Below are 20,635 nucleotides of genomic sequence, written 5' to 3'. Positions count from 1 at the left end.
GCGGGGAACTGCGCGACAAGCCCACCACCGGCGGAAGGCCGCGCAACGCACCCCCGGGGCAGCCCGCGGCGCGACCGCCGGGTCAGCCGGACGCGGGGGGAGAAACGATCTTGCCGGCCCAGATGTCCGCCGCCGGCGGAAGCCCCAGGGGCGGGACGGCCGCGCCGAACCCGGAGTACGTGGTCGTGGAGACGACCTCCACCGTGTGCCGGGCCGGCCCGTACGCGTACCGCAGCGTCACCCGGGCCGGCCGGCCCTCCGCGTCGACCCACACCTCGAAGGGCACCCGCCCCACCGCGAAGCCCTTCGCGGCGGCGGACAGCGCGACCGGCGGCCGGGGCCCGTACGCGCGCGCCGCCCGCGCGATGGCGAGGGTCCCGGTCAGACGCCGTACGGGCACCCCGTCGAGCGTCCGCTCCCCCGCGAGCCGCGCGGTGAGCACCCCGCGGAGCAGCTGCGCCGCGGCGAGCGGGTCGGTGGCGCCGCCGGTGACGAGATCGCCGTCGGGCAGCGCGGCGACGTCGACGCGTACCCACTTGTCCGCGGGCACACCCGCGCCCCGGTTCTTCATGTAGAGCGCGCCCGGCGTGAGCAGCTCGGTGACCGGCGCGTGCTCCTGCGCCCCGGCCGCGTCGCGCGGCAGGACCAGGGTGAGCGTGCCCCGCGCCTGCGCGTAGTCGTACCGGCCGCTGCCGGTGACGGTGACCCAGGTGCCGCCGCTGGCCATCCGCAGGGACGTGCCGACGAGCGAGCCGCCCGCCCGTACCAGCGCGTCCGCGGCGCCCCGGACCACCGCCGCGGGGTCGGCGGCCGGGGCCGGGGCGGCCCGGCCGGTGTCGCCGTGGGCGGCGCCGCAGCCGGCCGGCAGCACCGTCGCGCACCAGGCCACGGCCACCGCGGTCAGCGTCCGCAGCGCCGTGGACTTCGCCGCCGTCATCCCTCAACCATCCCCGTCGTCGCCTCGGCCCCTTCTCCGTAACGACGGTCGGAAGGGGCCCGTCACGCCCGTTACCGTGGTGGGGTGCCGCAGCTTCGTACCCACGACGAGACACACGCCGCCGAGGGCCACCGGACGTCGGTCACCGAGCGCGGCTCGTTCGCCACCGCGCGCTGCACGTGCGGCTGGCACGGCCCCGCCCGAAGGTCGCGCGACCGGGCCCGGCGCGACGCCCGGGAGCACACCGACGGCTGATCGCGTACCGCCCGCCGCCGACCGCAACCGGCGCCCGCCCGGTCACGTCTAGGACTGTGCAGACAGCCCTTGATCAGTTCCGGTCGCCGGCGACCCCGGCGGGATGCGGCGGTGAATCGCGTGAACGACCCGGTCCCCGGCTCCCGGCAACTGCGGCGGCGTAGCGCGCTCGCGGCCGGCGGCGCCCTCGCCGCGGCCTGGCTCAGCGGCTGCGGCCCCTCCGACGACGGCAAGGCGAGCGGCAGCACGGGCACCGGCACCCCGTCCGCGACCCCCGCCACCACCACGGCCACGCCCGCCACCCCGTCCGCGAGCGTCCGCCCGCCGTCCGCCGCGGACTGGTCCGCGCTCGGCTCGGCCCTCCGGGGCACCCTGGTGCTCCCCAAGGACAGCGCCTACGCGACCGACCGGCGGCTGTACAACACCCGCTTCGACAACCTGCGCCCGGCGGCGATCGCGTACGTCACCGGCACCGACGACATCGCCCGCTGCCTGGACTTCGCCCGCAGCACCGGCAAGACCCCGGCGATCCGCAGCGGCGGCCACTCGTACGCGGGCTACTCCTCCGGCGACGGGCGGCTCGTCGTCGACGTCTCGCGGCTGAAGTCCGTCCGGCTGGACGGCACGGTCGCGACCGCCGCCGCGGGCGCCAAGCTCATCGACGTCTACGACACGCTCGGGCGGCAGGGCCGGACCGTCCCGGCCGGTTCCTGCCCCACCGTCGGCGTGTCCGGTCTCGCGCTCGGCGGCGGTCACGGCGTCATGAGCCGCTCCATGGGCCTGACGTGCGACAACCTGATCGGCGCGACCCTGGTGACGGCGGACGGCACCGTCCACGAGATCTCCGAGGACAGCGAGCCCGACGTGCTGTGGGCGCTGCGCGGCGGCGGCTGCGGCAACTTCGGCGTCGTCACCTCGCTGCGCTTCACCACCCACCCCGCGCCCGCGGTCGTCACCGGGTACCTGACCTGGCCGTGGAGCCGGGCCGCCGACGTGGTGGCCGGCTGGCAGGGCTGGGGCCCGGACCAGCCCGACCACATATGGTCGGCGCTGCACCTGGACTGCGCGCCCGGCGGCTCCCCCACGGTGTCCGTGCCGATGCTCTCCAGCGGCTCGCGCGCCGACCTCGCCGCCGCGGCCGACAAGCTCGCCTCGGCCGTGGGCGCGGACGCCTCCTCCGTGTCACTGCACCAGCACAGCTACCACGACGCGATGTTCTCCTACGCGGGCTGCGGCTCCTGGTCCGCCGCCCAGTGCCACCTGGCCCCCGCGGGGCGGCTCGGGCGCGACACGTACACCGCGCGCTCCGACTTCTACGACACCGACCTGTCCGCGGCCGGGATCAGCGCGCTGCTCTCACAGGTCCAGCGGCTGGCCGGGACGAAGGGCGGCGGGGCGGGCAGCGTCGCCCTGACCGCGCTGGGCGGCGCCGTCAACCGGGTGGACCCGACGGCGACCGCCTTCAGCCACCGCCGCTCGCGCTTCCTCGCCCAGTACCTGGCCTCCGGCGCCCTGTCGACGGCCGGCTGGCTGAACACGACGCACGACGCGATGCGCCGCTACGCCTCGGGCGCGGCCTATCAGAACTACACCGACCCGGCCCTCACCGACTGGCGCACCGCCTACTACGGGCCGAACGCCGACCGGCTGTCCGCCCTCAAGCGCCGCCTGGACCCGGACCGGCTCTTCGACTTCCCGCAGGCGGTGTGAGACCGCCCCTGCGGGAGGGCGGCGGGGCGGATCCCGGGCCGGAGGCGGCCGGAAAGCGCCTTGACGCCGGGTCAGGGCGGGGTCAGGCGGCGAGGTCCTTGTCGTCCGCGCGGTGCCGGTGGTGGTGCGCGGCGGCCGCCCGCGTCCGGCGGTGCGGCTCGCGGCGCGGCGCCACCACCAGGAACCGGGCCCGTGTCGCGGCCACCCGCCGGGTCAGCGCGGTGAGGCCGACGAGCGCGAGGGGCGCCGGCAGCAGCACGGTCGCGGCCCCGAGGGCGAAGCCGCCGATGACGTCGGTCGGGTAGTGCGTGCCCAGGTAGACCCGGGTGAAGCCCTCGGCGAGCGCGACCACGAGGGCGGCCGCCCCCGCCTTGCGGCTCACCATGAACAGCCCGACCGCGACCGCCGCGGCCAGCGCGGTGTGGTCGCTCACGAAGGACGTGCCGTGGTGGCCGGAGACGAGCACGTCGATGCCGTCGTGGTCGGCATACGGGCCGGGGCGCCGGACCAGCGCGCGCACGGGGAAGTCCAGCAGCACCGCGAGGCCCGCGGCGAGGACCGCCCACAGCACGCCGGCGACCGCGGCCGGGGCGTCGGCCGACCGCCGGGCCACCCGCCACCAGCACCACCCGGCGAGCAGCAGCGCCAGCGCCACCAGCCCGTACTCGCCGGCGAACGCCACGGCCCGGTCCACACCGTGCGGGGCCTGCTTGGCGAGGTCGTTGATCGATCGGAGCAGGGAGACGTCGGGGTTCGCGCTGTCGTTGGCGCCCTGTGCCATGGCGGTGGTGCCCCTCTAACAACTAGCAACTGACCGTGTCTCAGCGGCACGGCACGTCTGCAACCCCCGTCGCTTGCGTACCAGGCCATTGTCGCCCGTACAACGCCCGGCACTGTACGTAGCGTTCCGGTCTTCGCCAGAAGATCACCATGCTGTTATGCAAGGGTGACCGCGCAGGCCGTTTGACGGCCGACCGTAGGCCAGAGGGTGACGCTCAGATGACGGGCGAGCGAACCCGCGGGCCCCGGCGGCAGCCCTGTCCACCCGCCGGACACTCTGCGTCAGGAGCCGTCGGGAACCGTCAGGAGCCATCAGCAGCTGTTTGTAGCCGTCAGCAGCCTTCAGGAACCGGGGCGCCGTCCGGGGGTCAGGACGTGGCGGCCGCCGGCAGCGCCCGCGCGCCGTCCTGGGTGACCCGGGTCGCGCCGATGTAGTCGGCTCCGTCGATCGGGTCGAACCGGATGAGCGCGCCGGTGTGCGGGGCGTTGATCATATGGCCGCCGCCGACGTAGATCCCCACGTGGTGGATGGTGCGCGGGTCGCTCAGGTTGGTGGCGAAGAAGACCAGGTCGCCCGGCAGCAGCTCGTCCCGCGCCGGGTGCGGCCCGGCGTTCCACTGGTCGGCGGCCACCCGCGGCAGCGTGATGCCCACCGACGCGTACGCGGCCTGCGTGAGCCCGGAGCAGTCGAACCGCCCGTCCTGCGCCGCCGTGCCCTCACCGCCCCACAGATAGGGGGTGCCGAGGCGCTGCTGCGCGAAGTAGATCGCCCCCGCCGCCTGCTGCGACGGCGCGACCGCCCCGATCGGCGCGGCGAAGCTCTTCTCCAGCGTGCGGATGCGCTTGACGTAGTTCTGTGTCTCCGCGTACGGCGGCACCCCGCCGGCCTTGATGACGGCGTAGGCGCCCGCGTTGTACGCCGCGAGCATGTTGTCGGTGACGTCGCCCGGCACGTTCTTCACGTACGACGCCAGGTCGCAGTCGTACTGCGCGGCCGACGGGATCGCGTCCTGCGGGTCCCACACGTCGGCCTTGCCGTCGCCGTTGCCGTCGATGCCGTGGGTGGCCCAGGTGCCGGGGATGAACTGGGCGATGCCCTGGGCGTTCGCCCCGCTCTGGGCGCGCGGGTTCCAGCCGCTCTCCTGGTAGAGCTGGGCGGCCAGCAGCGCCGGGTTGAGCGCCGGGCACAGATCGCCCCAGTCGCGCACCAGCGACTGGTAGACGTCCGGCACCGCGCCCTTGGCCAGGCCCACCGCGTTCGTCCCGCGGCTCGCCAGGCCCGCGGCCGCCGAGAAGGTGCCCACGACCAGCAGGGCCAGGAAGGAGAAGAACAGGCCGGCGCCGATGCCGAAGCCCATCCAGAGCTTACGCCCCATCAGTCACCCCTCCCCTTCCGCCGGTCACCGGCCTCCGGCCCTTCGCCGGACCCCTTCTGTCAGCTCGTCAGATCGTCGCCCCGTCATCTTCTCGGACGTCCGCCGCCGCACCACGCGGGAACGTGCGTTCCCCTCGTTGCCCAGCGGTTATGCTCGTGATACACAGAGTAGTCAAGCATGTCCCATCGAACACCGGTCCGTCCACCAGTCTGACGGCTCCGGGCCGGATCACACGGACGATCCGCCGAGAAAGTTGCCGAGCGACGCGCAACAGCGGAAACGTCCGTCAAGATAGATGCTGGCCCCTTGCGCCCCGGCAGGGGAGCCAACTGACAGAGCGGGGTGGTGAGTTACATGTTCGTGGCAGCCCCCAAGGGCGATATCAACACCATCATCGGCGGCATCGCGCCCGACTGGGGACCCTTCGGGTCACTGGGCCAGGAAGCCCGTGTGATGATCGAGGTGGTCATGGCGGTGGCGATCCTGCTGTGCCTGGCCATGGCGATCTGGGGTGCGGCCAAGCAGCGGATCGGTGCGACGGCGCTGCGCGACACCTTCAGCGCCGAGCAGGGCAAGGGACTGATCATCGCCGGACTGACCGGCGTGTTCATCATCGGCTCGCTCGGCACGCTGTTCACCATCGTCTACGGCATGGCCGTGTAGCCCGCTCACGCGCCCGGCCCCGCAGCGCCGGATCCGGGCCCCGTTCCGTTCTCGCCTCCTCCCTCCCGCCGGTTCCTCCCGCCTCTCCCGTCCGATCCGAGCAACGTCCCGCGGAGCCCGTCCCGGCTCCACTTCCCACCCGAGGCTGCGTGCTGATGCCCACTCGACCAAGCAGCGGAGCCGTCCGCCCGAACCGTGGCATCCGCACGCCCGCAACGCTCCGAGGGGCGGTCGCGCGATGAGTCTCGGCCAGGACGGACCCCCGACCAGGACCCGGCTGCCGGAAGGCCACTCCGCGCACGGCGGCACCCGCCGCCCGCAGCCGCGGCGCGCGCTGGTCACCGTCGTCGGCATCGTCGTCCTGCTGATCGCCGCGCTCGCCTTCGCCAACCGCGGCGACCACCCGTCCGCGGCGCACGACAACGCGGACGGCAGCGGCGGCACCCCGGGCAGTTCCTCGAGCGGCTCCACGGGCAGCTCCACGGGCACCGCGACCGGCAGCCACGGGGCCAAGACCGCGCCCACCGATCCGACCGGGCAGCAGCCCGTCCAGGGCAAGAGCGCCGCCGGCATCCCGGCCGGCTTCGCCCACACCGAGCAGGGCGCCCAGTCCGCGGCGGCCAACTACGCGGTCGCGCTCGGCTCCGCCGACATGTTCAACGCCACCCGGCGGCACGCCATCGTCACCGCCATCTACGACCCGTCCGTCCGCGCCACCCTCCAGCACGACCTGGACAGCGCCTACTCCGGCGACGCGCTCAAGAACCTCGGCCTCGACGCCGACGGCACCGCCCCGGACGGCCTCACCTTCGTCTCCCGCACCGTCCCGATCGGCACCAAGGTCACCGCGGGCGGCGCCGCCGGCTCCGGCACCACGACCGTCGAGGTCTGGTGCACCGACCTCGTCGGCCTCGCCGGCACGGGCTCCACCAAGCCGGTCAGCACCGCCTGGTTCACCATCACCGAGCAGCTGGTCTGGTCGGGCGGCGACTGGAAGCTCCGTTCCTCCTCCCAGAAGGACGGCCCCGCCCCCGTCGCCGCCGACAACCAGGCCGCCTCCGCCGACGAAATCGCCGGCGCGGTCCGGGACTACGGAGGGTTCACGTATGCCAGGTAGCCGCCTCCTGCGCCGGTCCCTCGTGACCGCCGCCGTCCTCGCACTGAGCCTCGGCCCCGTCTCCGCGGCCCTGGCCGACACGCCGACGCCGGGGGCGACGGCGACAGCCACCCCGAGCGCGACAGCGACGGCCGCCGCCGGCAACGAGAAATGCCGGCTCCTGGTCGGTTCCGCCAAGGACTTCTGCGAGAAGGACAACAAGGGCAGCGGGAGCGGGAGCGGCGGCTCCAACGGCATCACCGACTCCCTCGACCCCCTCTCCTCCCTCGCCAAGGGCTGCGGCAACGCCGCCGGGTGGACGATCGACAAGCTGTCGGCCGCGGTGACGAAGACGACCGCGGTCGACTTCACCAACACCTCCTTCCTCCGCCAGTACGCCGTCGTCTTCGCCGCGTCCACGATCCTGACGCTCATCCTGTGGCTGCTCGCGGTGGCCAAGCGGGCGGTGCGCGGGGTGCCGATGACGGAGGCGCTGACCGAGGCGGTCGGCTTCCTGTGGCTGACGGTGCTGGCGTCCGCGTTCACGCCGCTGATCCTCTACACCGTGGTGTCGGCGACCGACGCCGTCACGGATGTGATGTCGTCGGGCACGAAGTCCGACACCGACGTGTTCTTCGGCTCCTTCTCCGCCGCGCTTACCAAGGGCACGGACATCGGCGGCGGTCCGATCATGCTGATCGTGGTGTCGATGGTGTCGGTGCTGGCGGCGGGTGTGCTGTGGCTGGAGCTGGTGATCCGGGCGGCGCTGCTGTACGTGGGCGCGATGCTGGGCACCGCGGTGTACGCGGGGCTGGTGGACAAGAACATGTGGCACCACGTCAGGCGCTGGGCGGGGGTGATGATCGCGGTCATCCTGGTCAAGCCGGTGATCGTGATCGTGCTTGGCCTGGCGGGCGCGCTGTCCTCGTCGGACAACGGGCCGGACTCGTTCTCGGCCGTGGTGTCGGGTCTGGCGATCATCCTGCTGGCGATCTTCGCGAGCTTCATGATCTACCGCTTCGTGCCGGGCTTCGGCGACGACGTGGTCAACCTGCGCAACAGCCGCAAGGCGAGCGGCCAGAGCCAGGCGGCCGCGGTGATCTCGTCGCCGGCCGCGCTCGTCAAGCAGGGCATCAAGACGCACAGCGCCCGCGGCGGCCCGCAGGAGCAGGCCCAGGGCGGTGGCCCGCAGCCGTCGAACCCGGTGGCGGGCGGCATCGCGGCGCACAGCGCGCGCGGCGGCGGCCAGGGCGGTGGCGGCGCGACGCCACCCCGCCCGGGTGGCGGGGGCGGCGGCTTGGGGGCGCCTTTCCGGGCGAACCGGGGAACGGACAACGGCACTTCGCAGGGAGGTGATCGCGGGTGACGACCCAGTCCTTCACCCAGCCGCGGCGCACGTATCTGATCGGCAAGGCGCGGCCCAACGCGATCGTGGGCAAGAACCGCGAGACCGGTGAGATCGTGCTGATCGTGCTCGGCGCGGGGCTCGGCATGCTCAACGGGCTGCTGGTGCCGTTCCTGCTGCTGCGCATCGTCGGTCTGATCGGCTGGCCGGTGCTGGCGCTGGCCGCGGTCTTCCTGCCGTACCGCAGGCGGACGTTCTACCGCTGGTTCGAGATCAACCGCACCTACCGCCGTACGCTGCGCGTCGCGCCGACGTACCGCTCGTCGGTGCAGGAGGCGGGCACGGCGTTGGACGGGCGGGAGGTCGAGGTGGGGCCGCCGCCGGGGATCGGACGGATCAGCTGGCTCGCGGCGCCCTTCGGGCCGGACGAGATCGCGGTGCTGCTGCACGTGGACCGGCGGACGGTGACGGCGGCGATCGAGATCGAGGGCCCCGGCGTGGGCCTGCGGGACAGCGAGGACCAGGAGGCCCTGGTCGAGCGGTTCGGCACGCTGCTGAAGCATGTGGCCAACGGCGACGGTTTCGTCACCCGGCTGCAGATGCTGGCCCGTACGCTGCCCGCCGATCCGGACGCGCACGCCAAGGACGTGGCCCAGCGCGGCGACCCGGAGGCCGAGCGGTGGCTCAAGGACTCCTACGACCAGCTCCAGTCGATGGTGTCGACGTCCTCCGAGCAGCACCGCGCCTACCTAGTGGCGTGCATGCACTTCACCCGTGAACTGGCGGCCGAGGGCAACGCGCTGGCTCGGGCGTCGAGCGGGCGCGGCCGCAAGGTCGACAAGGACGCGGGGCTCGCGGCGGTCATGGCGCGCGAGCTCAACGACATCTGTGCGCGGCTGGCGGAGGCCGACATCCGGGTGCGGCAGCCGCTGGGCCAGGCCCGGCTGGCGTCGCTCATCCACTCGATGTACGACCCGGACCACCCCATCGACCACATCCAGGCGATGACCCGGCGCAACGCGTGGCCGGCCGAACTGGACGCGACCGAGCCGACGTTCCTCCAGGCCAAGACGCGCGAGTCGACGACGCGAGCGCCCTGGCACCACTCCACGGCGTGGGTCAAGGAGTGGCCGATGACCCCGGTGGGCGTCAACTTCCTGGCGCCGCTGCTGGTCCACACCCCGGACGTGATCCGTACGGTCGCGGTGACGATGGACCTGGAGCCGACCGATGTCGCGATCGAGCGGATGCTGACGGAGAAGACCAACGACGACGCCGAGGCGAGCCGCGCCGCGAAGATGAACCGCACCGTGGACCCGCGCGACATCGCGCACCACGGCCGGATCGACCAGCGCGGCGAGGACCTGGCGAGCGGTGCGGCCGGGGTGAACCTGGTGGGCTACCTCACGGTGTCCTCGCGCTCCCCGGAAGCGCTGGCGCGCGACAAGCGCACCATCCGCGCTTCCGCCGGTAAGTCGTATTTGAAGCTTGAGTGGTGCGATCGTGAGCACCACCGGGCATTCGTCAATACGTTGCCGTTCGCCACCGGCATCCGCCGCTAGTCGCCGTCCTGAGGAGGCCGTCGCCATGCCCATGCTGGATCCGCTCGCGGCGCTCACCGAGGCGTTCACCAGCTTCCTGTTCGGCCGTGTCGAGACCACCCGGCTGCCGGTGCGCACCTCGACGGGGCAGGCGCAGGCGGTCTACCTGCCGACGGCGGCGCCGGGCCTGGGCGACTCCGGGGTGATCATCGGCCGCGAGGTCTACTCGGGCAAGGGCTACATCTACGACCCCTTCCAGCTCTACGGCCAGCAGCTGCCCGCGCCGCACTGGCTGGTGCTGGGCGAGTCCGGCAACGGCAAGTCGGCGCTGGAGAAGACGTACGTGCTGCGCCAGCTGCGCTTCCGGGACCGCCAGGTGGTCGTGCTGGACGCACAGGGCGAGGACGGCGTCGGCGAGTGGAACCTCATCGCGCAGGCGATGGGCCTGACCCCGATCCGGCTGGACCCGATGGCCGCGCTGGACGGCGGCATCAAGCTCAACCCGCTGGACCCGGCGATCACCGTGACCGGCCAGCTGGCGCTGCTGCGCACCATCATCGAGGTCGCGATGGGCCGCGGCCTGGACGAGCGCTCGGGCTTCGCGCTGAAGGTCGCGCACGCCTACGTGGCCGACACGGTGACGGACCGCCAGCCCATCCTGACCGACATCGTCGAGCGGCTGCGGCACCCGATGCCGGAGTCCGCCGAGGCGATGAACGTCGACCTGGACGACGTACGGGCCTGGGGCCTGGACGTGGCGCTGGTGCTCGACCGGCTGGTGGACGGCGACCTGCGCGGCATGTTCGACGGGCCGACGAGCGCGGGCATCGACCTGGATTCGCCGCTCATCGTCTTCGACCTCTCGCACATCGACCGCAACTCGATCGCGATGCCGATCCTGATGGCGATCGTCGGCGTGTGGCTGGAGCACACCTGGATCAGGCCCGACCGGAAGAAACGCATCTTCCTGGTCGAGGAGGCCTGGCACATCATCAACTCCCCCTTCGTCGCGCAGCTCTTCCAGCGGCTGCTGAAGTTCGGCCGTCGCCTCGGCCTGTCCTTCGTCGCGGTCGTGCACCACCTGTCGGACGTCGTGGACGGGGCCGCGGCCAAGGAGGCCGCGGCGATCCTGAAGATGGCCTCGACCCGCACGATCTACGCCCAGAAGGCCGACGAGGCGCGCGCGACGGGACGGGTGCTGGGGCTGCCGCGGTGGGCGGTCGAGATCATCCCGACGCTGACGCCGGGCATCGCGGTGTGGGACGTCAACGGCAACGTACAGGTCGTCAAACATCTGATCACCGAGGCCGAACGCCCCCTGGTCTTCACCGACCGCGCCATGACCCAGTCCTCCTCGGAGCACGCCGCCGACATGGCGGAGGCGGAAGCCGAGGCCGAGGCACGGGCGGAGGCGCACGCCGCCGCCCAGGTCGCCCTCGCCAAGCAAATGGCCGACGACGCGGTGGCGTGAGGCGGGGGCATGGCGGCGCAGAAGCGGGAGCAGAACGGCGGCGGCCTGCCGGACGGGCTGGTCGTCGGCATCATCGCGTTCCTGCTGGGCGTCACGCTGCTGGTGTGGACGGCCACCGGTATCGCGGGGCTGCTGGCGCACGGCTCGTGGCCCGCGGGGCTGCACTTCACCCGCACCCCGCGGGCGATGCGGGCGCTGGTCGGCCAACCGCACGACATCCCCGCCGCGTGGCCGGACACCGAAGCGGGCGGGCTCTCGGGCCCGGGGCTGTTCTGGGGCATCTTCGTCGGGCAGTTCATGGTGCTGTTCACGGTCGCGGTGTGGACGATGAACGTGACGGCCCGGCTGCGCGGCAAGGGCCGCCGCCCCGTCCCCAGGCCGGTGCCCGTGGCCGCCGCCGAGCCGGGGCCCGCGCCCGAGCCGGTCGCAGGCCCGGCGGAGGCCCCGGGGGACGTGCCCGCGCCGCGCCGCCGCGGCCGCACACCGGGCGACGCGCACGGCAAGGGCGACGGGCTGGACGCGTGGTTCCGTACGGTGCCGCAGGCGGCGCCGCCGCGCGCCGCCGACCCCGTCACCGCCGAACTGCCCCCGGTCGCCGCCGCGCCCGAGCCGCGCCCGGCGGCCCTGGACGGCGGCGAGGTGACGCGCACCTACGCGCTGTTCGCCGGGCCGCGCGGCGACCAGGCCAAGCGCGTCGTGCAGCCGGCCGTCCTCGCAGCCGCGGGCCCGGTCCTGGTCACCACGGCGGACCCCGACACGTACCACCAGACGGTCGGCAACCGCAGCAAGCTCGGGCCCGTCCACGTCTACGACCCCGCGCACCTGCTGGACGTGCCCGGACGGCTGCGGTGGGCGCCGCACGGCGGCTGCGAGCAGCCCGCGACCGCGGGGACACGGGCGGCCGCGCTGCTCGCCCCGCTGCGTACGTCGCGCGCCGACGAGGCCATCGTGCACTCCACCGCCGTGACGCTGCTGCGCTGCTGGCTGCACGCCGCCGCGGTCGACGGCCGACCCTTCCGCCAGGTCCACCGCTGGGCGGCGGGTGGCCAGGCCGCGGCCGACGCGGTGCGCATCCTGCGCTCCGACCCGCGCGCGGCCTCCGGCTGGAGCGGCGAACTGGAGTCGGTGCTGCACGCGCACCCCGACCGGCGGGACGCCGCGCAGGCGCTCATCCGGCAGATCCTGGAGCCGCTGGGCTCCGTGCACATCCGCGACGCCTGCAATCCGCCGCGGACCGGGGGGCTCGACGTGGAGTCGTGGGCCGCGGAATTGGGAACGCTCTACGTGGTGGGTGAGCGGGTCGAGGACCCGCGGGCCCATCTGGGTGCGATGCCCCTGCTCACCGCACTCGTCTCCAGCGTGGTCGAGCACGGCCGGCGCATGGCCGCAGGGTCACCCGCCGGCCGGCTCGACCCACCACTGACGTTCGTCCTCGACGACGTCGCGGCGCTCGCGCCGGCGCCCGACCTCCCCGTCCTCCTCGCGGAGGGCACCGCGGCGGGCCTCCCCACGCTGGCCGTCCTCCGCTCCCCCGAGCAGGCCGCCGCCCGCTGGCCCACCCCGCTCTGGCCCGCGGCCGATCTCCGCCTCACCCTCGACCCGTCGTCGACGGCGTCCGTGGTCCCCGACGCGCTGCCGCTGCGCTAGCGGAGGGGGCGCTCCGTTCTGCGTGGTGCGGTGCGGTGTGCGACCTTCCCTGCGGTGGGGGCTGAGCGCTCCGTTCTCCCCCAGAGCTTCGCCTGGGAGGTACCCCCACGCGCCCCTTTTCGCGGCGCGCCGGTGGGCGGGTCGGGGGCCGCCACGGGGCACCTCCTCGGAATGCGCCTTCACCCTCGTACCGAGTCGGTGAGCTACTCCCAGCGCATTCCTGCGGGGGCACCCCGCACCGTCCCCCTCCAGGCCGGTTCAGCGGCTGCCCGCCGGGAGAGAGTTCCCGTTTCTCGGGGCGCGGCTGCGTGGGAGAGCACCCGTTTTTAGGGGCTGCGTGGGGGTACCCCCAGGCGCAGCTCTGGGGGAGAACGGAGCGACAAGCCCCCACCGGGCGGACGATCGCGACGCCTACCGCAACAGGCACCCCCTGGCGCAAAGGGGCGCGGGGACTGCGCGCTCAGCCCCCGGCAAGGGGGAGGTCAAGCGATACGCGCGAGGTCTTCCGCGGCGACAGCGCCGCGCAAAGGGGCGCCGGAGAGGAAGCGTTCGACCTCGTCCACCGCGTACGCGCCGAGGCGGGCGACCTCGGAGCCCTGGCAGCCGGCGATGTGCGGGGTGAGCAGCACGTTGCGGAGCCGGTGGAGCACGTGCTCCTCCGGCAGCGGCTCGGGGTCGGTCACGTCGAGGTACGCCTCGATCCGCCCGCTCTCGCATTCGCGCGCCAGCGCTTCCGTGTCGAGGAGGCGGCCGCGTGCGGTGTTGATGACGGCGGCGCCGTCGCGCAGGGTGCGCAGGCGGCGGGCGTCGAGGAGGTGGTGGGTCTCGGGCAGGTCGGGGGCGTGGATGGTGACGATGTCGGAGGCGGCGCAGAGTTCGTCGAGGTCGACGAGCCGTACGCCGAGGGTCTGGGCGTCGTCGGGCGTGACGTACGGGTCGGCGAGGAGGATCTGGAAGTGCGCGTCGGCGGCGCGCAGCCGGGCGATGACGCCGCGGCCGATGCGGGAGGCGCCGATGACGCCGACGACGGCTCCGTCGGCGCCGCGTCGTTCGGCGTGGGCGGGCTGCTGCCCGTGGTGGTAGCCGGCGGCGTAGCCGAGGGTGCGGCGGGCGGCGAGGGTGACCGCGGCCATGGTGAATTCGATGACGGGTGCGGCGTTGGCGTCGGCGGCGGAGGAGACGGCGATGCCGCGTTCCCACACCTCGGGCCCTACGTGGTGCTTGACCGTTCCGGCGGCGTGGATGACGGCGGCGAGGTGCGGGGTGCGGGCGAGCAGCGCGGTGTCGATCCGGGGGGCGCCCCATCCGGTGAGGAGGATCTCCGCTGCGGTGAGGGCCGTGTCGGAGGCGGGGTCGGCGGCGTCGGTGACGAGCAGCGGGTGGACGTCGGCGAGCGTGTCGAGCCGGGCGCGCAGCGGTGCCGGGAGGACGAGGTCCACGATGTCCTGCTGCATCGCCAGCACCAGCTTCGGACGCTCCGCCATGTCTGCCCCTTGCGTGTGATCGCCGTGTAATCGGTTACTTCCTGATGCACTCACATTAAGTGCGTGAACCCCATGGGTCAACGCTTTCCCGTGCACAAGGGCTTGACCCTGTCGTAGTAACCGGTTTAGGTTCCCCCCACCTCAAGGCGTCGAGGAGGACGCAATGGCGATAGCCGAACGGGACGCCACCGGCCGCACAGGGGCGGCGGGTGCGTCCGGTGCAGACGGACGGGCCGGACGGGCGGGGCGTGGGACGCGCCTCAAACGGCTGCGCAGGGACTGGGCACTGCTGGTGCTGATGGCCCCGGGCGTGGCGTACTTCCTGGTCTTCCACTACGGCGCGCTGGCGGGCAACGTCATCGCGTTCAAGGACTACGTCCCCTTCGACGGCCTGTGGGCCAGCGCATGGGTGGGCTTCGACAACTTCCAGACCATGTTCGGCGACCCGGACTTCTGGCACGCGCTGCTCAACACCGTGGTGATCGCGCTGCTCCAGCTGGTCTTCTTCTTCCCGGTGCCGATCGCGCTGGCGCTGCTGCTGCACAGCCTCACCCGGGACAGCGTCCGGCGCTTCGTGCAGTCGGTCGCCTACCTGCCGCACTTCCTGTCCTGGGTGATCGTCGTGGCGGTCTTCCAGCAGGTGCTCGGCGAGACGGGCCTGCTCAACAACGTCCTCGGCGACGCGCACCTGCACACCGTGAACGTCATCGGCAACCCCGAGGCGTTCAAGCCGCTGGTCATCGCCCAGGTCATCTGGAAGGACTGCGGCTGGGGCACGATCATCTTCCTGGCCGCGCTCGGCCAGGTCGACGAGCAGCAGTACGAGGCCGCCGCGCTCGACGGGGCGGGCCCGTGGCGGCGGTTCTGGAACGTCACGCTGCCCGCGATCCGGCCGATCATCGTGCTGCTGCTGATCATGCGGCTCGGCGACATCCTGTCGGTCGGCTTCGAGCAGATGCTGCTGCAGCGCGCCTCCGTCGGCACCGGCGCGGCCGAGGTCATCGACACCTTCGTCTACTTCAAGGGCCTGGTCGGCGGCGACTACGGGTACGCCGCCGCGGCCGGCCTGTTCAAGGGCGTCGTCGGCGCCGCACTCGTCTTCGCCGCGAACAAGGTCGCGCACCGCCTCGGCGAGCAGGGGGTCTACCAGTGAGCAGCTTCGCCCAGGGCCGCCGCCGGCCGCGTCCGGCGGCCCGCCGCCCCGCCCGCCCGGCGTGGATGGAGCGCCCGCGCCCGGTCACGCAGGCCGCGAAGGCCGTCGCGCTGGTCGCGGTCGTGCTGCTGGTGTGCGTGCCCTTCCTGATCATCGTCGCGACGAGCCTGGCCTCGACCGACGAGGTCGTCGCCAACGGCGGCTGGGTGCTGTGGCCGCAGCACCCCACGCTGCGCGCCTACCACCAGCTCTTCGACGGCGGCATCGTCACCCACGCCCTGTGGGTCAGCGCCGGCATCACGATCGTCGGCACCGCGGCGAGCATGGTCTGCACGATCGGCCTGGCCTACGCGCTCAGCCGCCGCGATGTCTTCGGCGGCCGGCCGATCCTGCTGCTGATCCTCTTCACCTTCCTCTTCCCGCCCGGCATGATCCCCTCGTTCCTGCTGGTCAAGGGCCTGCACCTGCTCAACGGCTACAGCTCGCTGGTCGCCCCGGTGCTCATCAACGTCTTCAACCTGGTCGTGCTGCGCGGCTTCTTCCAGTCGCTGCCCGAGGAGCTGTACGAGGCCGCCCGGCTGGACGGCGCGAGCGAGTGGCTGATCCTGCGCCGCATCGTGCTGCCGCTGTCCAAGGCCGCGCTCGCCGTGGTGGGCCTGTTCTACGCGGTGTCGTACTGGAACGCCTGGTTCTACGCCTCGATCTACCTCGACTCCGGCAAGTGGCCGCTCCAGCAGGTGCTGCGCACGTACGTCATCGGCGGCGCGCAGCTCGCGGACTCCGGTGTCGGCGACGCCTCGCAGGTCGCCGCGCCGCAGACGATCCAGATGGCGGTGCTGGTCGTGGCGACCGTACCGATCCTGCTCGTCTACCCCTTCCTCCAGAAGTACTTCACCAAGGGCGTGCTCACCGGCGCCATCAAGAGCTAGAGCAACAAACCCCTCTCCGAAAGGACCTCCCGTGAGTACCCCGTCGTTCTCGCGGCGCTCCCTCCTGCGCTCGATCGCCGCAAGTGGTGCCGCCGTGGCCGCGCCGTCCGTTCTCGCCGCCTGCTCCACCTCGGGCAAGAAGCACGACGTGGGCAACGCCGGCAAGAAGCTCGCCCCCTGGCCCGCGTACGTGCCCTTCTCCGGGCCCGCCCCCGACCTGCCCGGCACCGCCGACGGCATCCAGCCCGGCTACCTGAGCTACCCCAAGGAACTCGCCACCGCCGTCCACGACAAGCCCGGCAAGGGCGAGACGATCAAGGTGATGACGATCACCTACGGCACCCCGCCCAAGCCGGCCGGCGAGAACAAGTTCTGGACGGCGATCAACGAGGCGCTGGGCATCAAGCTGGAGTTCACGGTCGTCCCGGACTCCGACTACATGACCAAGATGGCCACCATGATGGCGGGCAACGACCTGCCCGACGTCATCAACTTCGGCGGCGGCCACACCCTCCCCCGCGAGGCCGACTTCGTCGTCTCCAAGTGCGCCGACCTGTCCGACTACATCTCCGGCGACGCCATCAAGGCCTACCCGAACCTGGCGAACCTGCCCACGTACGTCTGGCAGGACATGGGCCACATCAGCGGCCGGCTGTGGGGCATCCCCGTCCAGCGCTCGGCGCCCGGCAACTGCCTGTGGATCAACAACGACGTCTTCACCGCCGCCGGGATGAAGGACGGCTGGACCTCGGACGACTTCCTGGAGGTCGCCAAGGCCGCCACGCACGGCAGGAAGTACGGCCTCGGCTCGTCGGCGCCGCTGCTGTTCGGCGAGACCATGCACTCCATGGCGTGGGGCGCCCCGCAGGAGTGGAAGCTCGACGGCGGCGCCTTCGTCAGCGCGTACACCACCGACGAGTACCGCGCCTCCATCGAGTACATGCTCAAGCTGCGCCAGGCCAACCTCTACAACCCCAACGTCCTGGGCACCTCGACGGTCGACTGCAAGACCTTCTTCTACAACGGCACCGTCGGCTCCATGGTGGACGGCTTCGGGGCGCTCAGCACCTCCATCCCCAGCATCAAGGACGCCTTCGTGCTCGACGCGGCCGTCCCGTACATCCCCTCCAACGGCGCCAAGCCCGGCATGCAGCGGGCGAAGGGCGCGTGGGGCTACACGGTGCTGAAGAAGACCACGCCCGACCGCATCAAGCTCATCCTGCGCGTCCTGGACTACCTCGCCTCGCCGTTCGGCACCAAGGAGTACGAGCTCAACCACTTCGGCGTCGAGGGCACCCACTTCACCCGCGACAAGAACGGCTCGCCCATCCCCACCGAGCTGGGGCAGGTCGAGAACCCGGTGCAGCTGCCGATCAAGTACCTGTGCGACGCCCCGCAGGTCCTCTACCTGCCCGGCCGCCCGGACGTCGTCCAGCGCAACCACGCCTGGCAGCTCAAGGTCGCCCCGATGCTGGTGAAGAACCCGCGCTTCGGCCTCCAGTCCCAGACCGTCAGCCGCGTCGGCGCCGCCGTCGACCAGCTGCGCACCGACACGATCGGCGACATCGTCAGCGGTCGCAAGCCCCTGAGCGCCTGGGACGACACCGTGAAGAAGATGCGCAACCAGGGCCTGGACCAGATCGCCGAGGACTACGCGAAGGACTACGCCTCGAACCACTGACACCCGCACCCGGCACACCGCCGGGACGGGCAGCAGACCACGGACGACCACGGACGCGCACCGGCCCCGCGCCGCCGCACCCGGCCCACTACGCTGGGGCGGCGGCGCACGGCCGGGGCGGACACCGGCAGCACCGGGCACACCGGTGCGCCGGGGACATCGGATGGCGGGGATGGCGGAGACTTCACCAGGGCCGGGCAGCACGGCAGGACCGGGCAGCACGGCAGGCGGCAACGGCACGCGCCGCGTCACCATCCGCGACGTCGCTGACCGCGCGGGCGTCTCGGTCGCCACCGTCTCCCGCGTCCTCGCCGGGAACTACCCGACGTCGGCCGCGGCACGCGCCAAGGTGCTGCGGGCCGTCAAGGACCTCGACTACGTCATCGACGGCCGCGCCCGCGCCCTCGCCGGCACCGGGCCCAAGACCATCGCCGTCATCGTCTCCTCCGTCGACAGCGCCTTCTACGCCTCCGTCGCCCAGGGCGTCGAGCAGGAGGCCGCCGCCCGCGGCCGCCTGTGCATGGTGTGCAGCCACGGCGGCGACGAGGCACGCGAACTGGCCCTCGTCCAGATGATGCGCGAGCAGCGCTGCGAGTTCGTCGTCCTGGTCGGCGGCGCCGTCGAGGACGAGCGCTACCAGGCCCGGCTCGGCGAGTACGCCCACGGCCTGGCCGCGGCCGGCTCCCGCCTCGTGCTGTGCGGCCGCCCCGCGCCCAGCCCCGACATGCCCGTCCTGGTCGTCGAGTACGACAACGAGGCCGGCGCCTACGCCATTACCAGCCACCTGCTGTCCGCCGGGCACCGCGACATCCTCTTCTTCGGCACCATGCCCGGCCACACCACCATCGAGCCGCGCATCGCCGGGTACCGCCGGGCACTCGCCGACCACGGCCTGCCGCCGTCCGCCGAACGCGTCGAGGGCATCGGCGTCGGCCGCGCCCACGGCTACGCCAACATGCGGCAGATCCTCGCCGACTGCGCCGGACGGCCCGACTTCACCGCGGTCTTCGCCGGGGACGACCAGGCCGCGGCCGGCGCGATGGCCGCGATGCGCGAGTACGGCCTGCGCACACCCGAGGACATCTCCGTCGTCGGCTACAACAACGACGGCCTCGCCCAGGACCTCAACCCCCCGCTGACCACGGTCAACATCCCCGCCTACGAACTCGGCCGCGAGTCCGTCCGCCTCGCTCTCGCCGAGGAGTCCGCGGGCCCCCGCTCCACCGCCCAGTCCCGCCACCTGCTCGGCACCCACTCCGTCCTGCGCTCCAGCGTCCGCCGCCTGCCCTGACGGCCCCCGTCCCGCAGGTCACCTCTCGCGCAGGGACCGTGCCATCCCGAAGGCTCCGAGCAGCCCGGTGTCGACGAACCGCGTCATGTCCGCCACCCGGCCACCGGCGAGACCCAGCACCATCACGCCGTGCGCGTGTGCGATCGACGAACCCCGGTCCCGGCGGTAGAGCGCGAACGCCGGCTGCCCGTTCGCCCGCACCGGCCGGAGCACATAGCCGCGCCCGTCCGCGAAGACGACCGTCCGCAGGAAGTCCGCGACCGCCGGCACCCCCTCGTACGTCGCCTCCAGCGGCGGCATCGTGAGCCGCGCGTCCGCCGTGAGCAGCTCCACGAGCGCCGCGACGTCCCCCGCCTCGAAGGCCCGCGCGAACGCGTCCACCACCCGCCGCTCCTCCGCCGACCCCGGCAGCGGCGCCCCCTCCCGGTCCCGCCCCGGCAGCGCCGCGTCGAGTACGGCCCGGGCCCGCCGCAGCGCCAGGTGCACGGCGTTCGCGGTCGTCCCGAGCATCACCGCGACCTCCGCGGCCCGGAAGCCCAGCACGTCCCGCAGCACGAGCACCGCCCGCTGCCGCGGTACGAGCTGCTGCAACCCCACGACGAACGCGAGCGACACCGCCTCCCGCGCCTCGTACCGCGCCTCCGGTCCTGGCTCCCGGTCCGGCAGTGCCGCCAGCAGCGGCTCCGGGTACGGCTCCAGCCATGCGGGTTCCGCGGGCCGCCGCGACGGCTCGGGCAGCACGACCGTCACCTCCGGCCGCGCCCACCGCCGCTCCCCCGCACGCAGCGCGTTCAGACAGCGGTTGGTGGCGATCCGGTAGAGCCACGTCCGTACCGACGCCCGCTCCTGGTAGCCGTCGAGCCCGCGCCACGCCGCGAGCAGCGTCTCCTGGAGCAGGTCCTCCGCGTCCTGGAGGGAGCCGAGGATGCGGTAGCAGTGCAGCTGGAGCTCCCGCCGGTAGGGCTCGGTCAGCTCCCGGAAGGCGTCCCCGTCCCCCGCCCGCGCCCGCGCGAGCACCGCCTCGCCGTCCCGCCACGTCTCCGCCGCCATCTCCGGACCCTCCTCACCGCGCGCGTCCGCCCTCGCCTGTACGGACACCGGCCGCCACGGAAAACTGTCGCCGCTCGGCGGTTCTGAACGCAGAAAAGCGTCAGCCCCCGTGCTGGGCACGGGGGCTGACGCTTCATCAATATTTGTTCGGCGGTGTCCTACTCTCCCACAGGGTCCCCCCTGCAGTACCATCGGCGCTGAAAGGCTTAGCTTCCGGGTTCGGAAT

At 72.9% G+C, this 20,635-nt stretch carries 17 protein-coding genes and 1 rRNA gene; 12 read left to right on the top strand and 6 right to left on the bottom strand.

Annotation, left to right across the window (positions count from 1 at the left end; genetic code table 11):
• Positions 1–82: 82 nt before the first annotated feature.
• Positions 83–937, bottom strand: a complete 855-nt coding sequence (locus tag ACH4PY_RS33730) for a hypothetical protein (RefSeq protein WP_398191979.1) — start codon at positions 935–937, stop codon at positions 83–85.
• Positions 938–1,021: 84 nt separating this feature from the next.
• Here ACH4PY_RS33730 and ACH4PY_RS33725 point away from each other — a divergent pair, with 84 nt between their 5' ends.
• Entirely contained in the window at positions 1,022–1,192 is a 171-nt protein-coding gene (locus ACH4PY_RS33725; protein ID WP_398191977.1) for a hypothetical protein, read from the top strand.
• 120 nt (positions 1,193–1,312) lie between these two features.
• Positions 1,313–2,902 carry an FAD-binding oxidoreductase gene (locus tag ACH4PY_RS33720; RefSeq protein WP_398191975.1) on the top strand — a complete coding sequence of 530 codons (1,590 nt, stop codon included), beginning with the start codon at positions 1,313–1,315 and terminating at the stop codon, positions 2,900–2,902.
• An 82-nt stretch (positions 2,903–2,984) separates the two neighbouring features.
• Here ACH4PY_RS33720 and ACH4PY_RS33715 read toward each other — a convergent pair whose 3' ends face one another.
• Together ACH4PY_RS33715 and ACH4PY_RS33710 are read right to left on the bottom strand one after the other, a co-directional pair.
• A complete protein-coding gene (locus tag ACH4PY_RS33715; RefSeq protein WP_398191973.1) occupies positions 2,985–3,683 on the bottom strand; it encodes a phosphatase PAP2 family protein in 699 nt (232 codons plus the stop codon).
• A 367-nt stretch (positions 3,684–4,050) separates the two neighbouring features.
• The gene (locus ACH4PY_RS33710; RefSeq protein ID WP_398191971.1) at positions 4,051–5,058 is read right to left on the bottom strand and encodes an NlpC/P60 family protein; all 1,008 of its coding nucleotides are present in this window, start codon (positions 5,056–5,058) and stop codon (positions 4,051–4,053) included.
• 354 nt (positions 5,059–5,412) lie between these two features.
• Between ACH4PY_RS33710 and ACH4PY_RS33705 the strand changes: the two genes are divergently transcribed.
• From ACH4PY_RS33705 to ACH4PY_RS33680, 6 genes are all read left to right on the top strand, one after another.
• Positions 5,413–5,721: a hypothetical protein gene (locus ACH4PY_RS33705; protein WP_031524459.1), complete on the top strand. Its 309-nt coding sequence runs from the start codon at positions 5,413–5,415 to the stop codon at positions 5,719–5,721.
• 238 nt (positions 5,722–5,959) lie between these two features.
• Positions 5,960–6,838, top strand: a complete 879-nt coding sequence (locus ACH4PY_RS33700) for a hypothetical protein (RefSeq protein WP_398191970.1) — start codon at positions 5,960–5,962, stop codon at positions 6,836–6,838.
• Positions 6,828–8,183 carry a hypothetical protein gene (locus ACH4PY_RS33695; RefSeq protein WP_398191968.1) on the top strand — a complete coding sequence of 452 codons (1,356 nt, stop codon included), beginning with the start codon at positions 6,828–6,830 and terminating at the stop codon, positions 8,181–8,183. The genes ACH4PY_RS33700 and ACH4PY_RS33695 overlap by 11 nt, the downstream gene beginning before the upstream one ends.
• The gene (locus ACH4PY_RS33690; RefSeq protein WP_398191966.1) at positions 8,180–9,724 is read left to right on the top strand and encodes an SCO6880 family protein; all 1,545 of its coding nucleotides are present in this window, start codon (positions 8,180–8,182) and stop codon (positions 9,722–9,724) included. Before ACH4PY_RS33695 ends, ACH4PY_RS33690 begins: the two co-directional genes overlap by 4 nt.
• Before the next feature lie 31 nt (positions 9,725–9,755).
• A complete protein-coding gene (locus tag ACH4PY_RS33685) occupies positions 9,756–11,174 on the top strand; it encodes an ATP-binding protein (protein WP_398192143.1) in 1,419 nt (472 codons plus the stop codon).
• A gap of 9 nt (positions 11,175–11,183) precedes the next feature.
• Positions 11,184–12,821: a type VI secretion protein gene (locus tag ACH4PY_RS33680; protein WP_398191964.1), complete on the top strand. Its 1,638-nt coding sequence runs from the start codon at positions 11,184–11,186 to the stop codon at positions 12,819–12,821.
• A gap of 482 nt (positions 12,822–13,303) precedes the next feature.
• Here the strand turns inward: ACH4PY_RS33680 and ACH4PY_RS33675 are convergent, their stop codons facing one another.
• Positions 13,304–14,305 carry a hydroxyacid dehydrogenase gene (locus ACH4PY_RS33675; RefSeq protein ID WP_398191962.1) on the bottom strand — a complete coding sequence of 334 codons (1,002 nt, stop codon included), beginning with the start codon at positions 14,303–14,305 and terminating at the stop codon, positions 13,304–13,306.
• A 298-nt stretch (positions 14,306–14,603) separates the two neighbouring features.
• Here ACH4PY_RS33675 and ACH4PY_RS33670 point away from each other — a divergent pair, with 298 nt between their 5' ends.
• The 4 genes from ACH4PY_RS33670 (at position 14,604) to ACH4PY_RS33655 (ending at position 19,359) form a co-directional block, all read left to right on the top strand.
• Positions 14,604–15,458, top strand: a complete 855-nt coding sequence (locus tag ACH4PY_RS33670; RefSeq protein WP_398192141.1) for an ABC transporter permease — start codon at positions 14,604–14,606, stop codon at positions 15,456–15,458.
• A gap of 65 nt (positions 15,459–15,523) precedes the next feature.
• Positions 15,524–16,387, top strand: a complete 864-nt coding sequence (locus ACH4PY_RS33665; RefSeq protein WP_398192139.1) for a carbohydrate ABC transporter permease — start codon at positions 15,524–15,526, stop codon at positions 16,385–16,387.
• A 31-nt stretch (positions 16,388–16,418) separates the two neighbouring features.
• Positions 16,419–18,068 (top strand): extracellular solute-binding protein, encoded by a 1,650-nt coding sequence (locus tag ACH4PY_RS33660; RefSeq protein WP_398191960.1) that lies wholly within the window; start codon positions 16,419–16,421, stop codon positions 18,066–18,068.
• A 172-nt stretch (positions 18,069–18,240) separates the two neighbouring features.
• A complete protein-coding gene (locus ACH4PY_RS33655; protein ID WP_398191958.1) occupies positions 18,241–19,359 on the top strand; it encodes a LacI family DNA-binding transcriptional regulator in 1,119 nt (372 codons plus the stop codon).
• Positions 19,360–19,377: 18 nt separating this feature from the next.
• Here the strand turns inward: ACH4PY_RS33655 and ACH4PY_RS33650 are convergent, their stop codons facing one another.
• On the bottom strand, positions 19,378–20,409 hold the full coding sequence (locus ACH4PY_RS33650) for an RNA polymerase subunit sigma-70 (protein WP_398191957.1): 1,032 nt from the start codon (positions 20,407–20,409) through the stop codon (positions 19,378–19,380).
• 145 nt (positions 20,410–20,554) lie between these two features.
• Positions 20,555–20,635 (bottom strand): 5S ribosomal RNA (rrf, locus tag ACH4PY_RS33645); the annotation flags it as partial.

The sequence above is a fragment of the Streptomyces sp. NPDC021224 genome (genome assembly GCF_044332905.1).
Classification (GTDB): Bacteria; Actinomycetota; Actinomycetes; order Streptomycetales; family Streptomycetaceae; genus Actinacidiphila.
Note: the sequence above shows the minus strand (reverse complement) of the source record. Positions and strands in the feature narration are given on the sequence as shown.

Coding starts and splice junctions, on each gene's coding strand:
- ACH4PY_RS33730 (WP_398191979.1), bottom strand. CDS start 937: ATGACGGCGGCGAAGTCCACGGCGCTGCGGACGCTGACCGCGGTGGCC.
- ACH4PY_RS33715 (WP_398191973.1), bottom strand. CDS start 3,683: ATGGCACAGGGCGCCAACGACAGCGCGAACCCCGACGTCTCCCTGCTC.
- ACH4PY_RS33710 (WP_398191971.1), bottom strand. CDS start 5,058: ATGGGGCGTAAGCTCTGGATGGGCTTCGGCATCGGCGCCGGCCTGTTC.
- ACH4PY_RS33705 (WP_031524459.1), top strand. CDS start 5,413: ATGTTCGTGGCAGCCCCCAAGGGCGATATCAACACCATCATCGGCGGC.
- ACH4PY_RS33700 (WP_398191970.1), top strand. CDS start 5,960: ATGAGTCTCGGCCAGGACGGACCCCCGACCAGGACCCGGCTGCCGGAA.
- ACH4PY_RS33695 (WP_398191968.1), top strand. CDS start 6,828: ATGCCAGGTAGCCGCCTCCTGCGCCGGTCCCTCGTGACCGCCGCCGTC.
- ACH4PY_RS33685 (WP_398192143.1), top strand. CDS start 9,756: ATGCTGGATCCGCTCGCGGCGCTCACCGAGGCGTTCACCAGCTTCCTG.
- ACH4PY_RS33680 (WP_398191964.1), top strand. CDS start 11,184: ATGGCGGCGCAGAAGCGGGAGCAGAACGGCGGCGGCCTGCCGGACGGG.
- ACH4PY_RS33675 (WP_398191962.1), bottom strand. CDS start 14,305: ATGGCGGAGCGTCCGAAGCTGGTGCTGGCGATGCAGCAGGACATCGTG.
- ACH4PY_RS33670 (WP_398192141.1), top strand. CDS start 14,604: ATGGCCCCGGGCGTGGCGTACTTCCTGGTCTTCCACTACGGCGCGCTG.
- ACH4PY_RS33665 (WP_398192139.1), top strand. CDS start 15,524: ATGGAGCGCCCGCGCCCGGTCACGCAGGCCGCGAAGGCCGTCGCGCTG.
- ACH4PY_RS33655 (WP_398191958.1), top strand. CDS start 18,241: ATGGCGGAGACTTCACCAGGGCCGGGCAGCACGGCAGGACCGGGCAGC.
- ACH4PY_RS33650 (WP_398191957.1), bottom strand. CDS start 20,409: ATGGCGGCGGAGACGTGGCGGGACGGCGAGGCGGTGCTCGCGCGGGCG.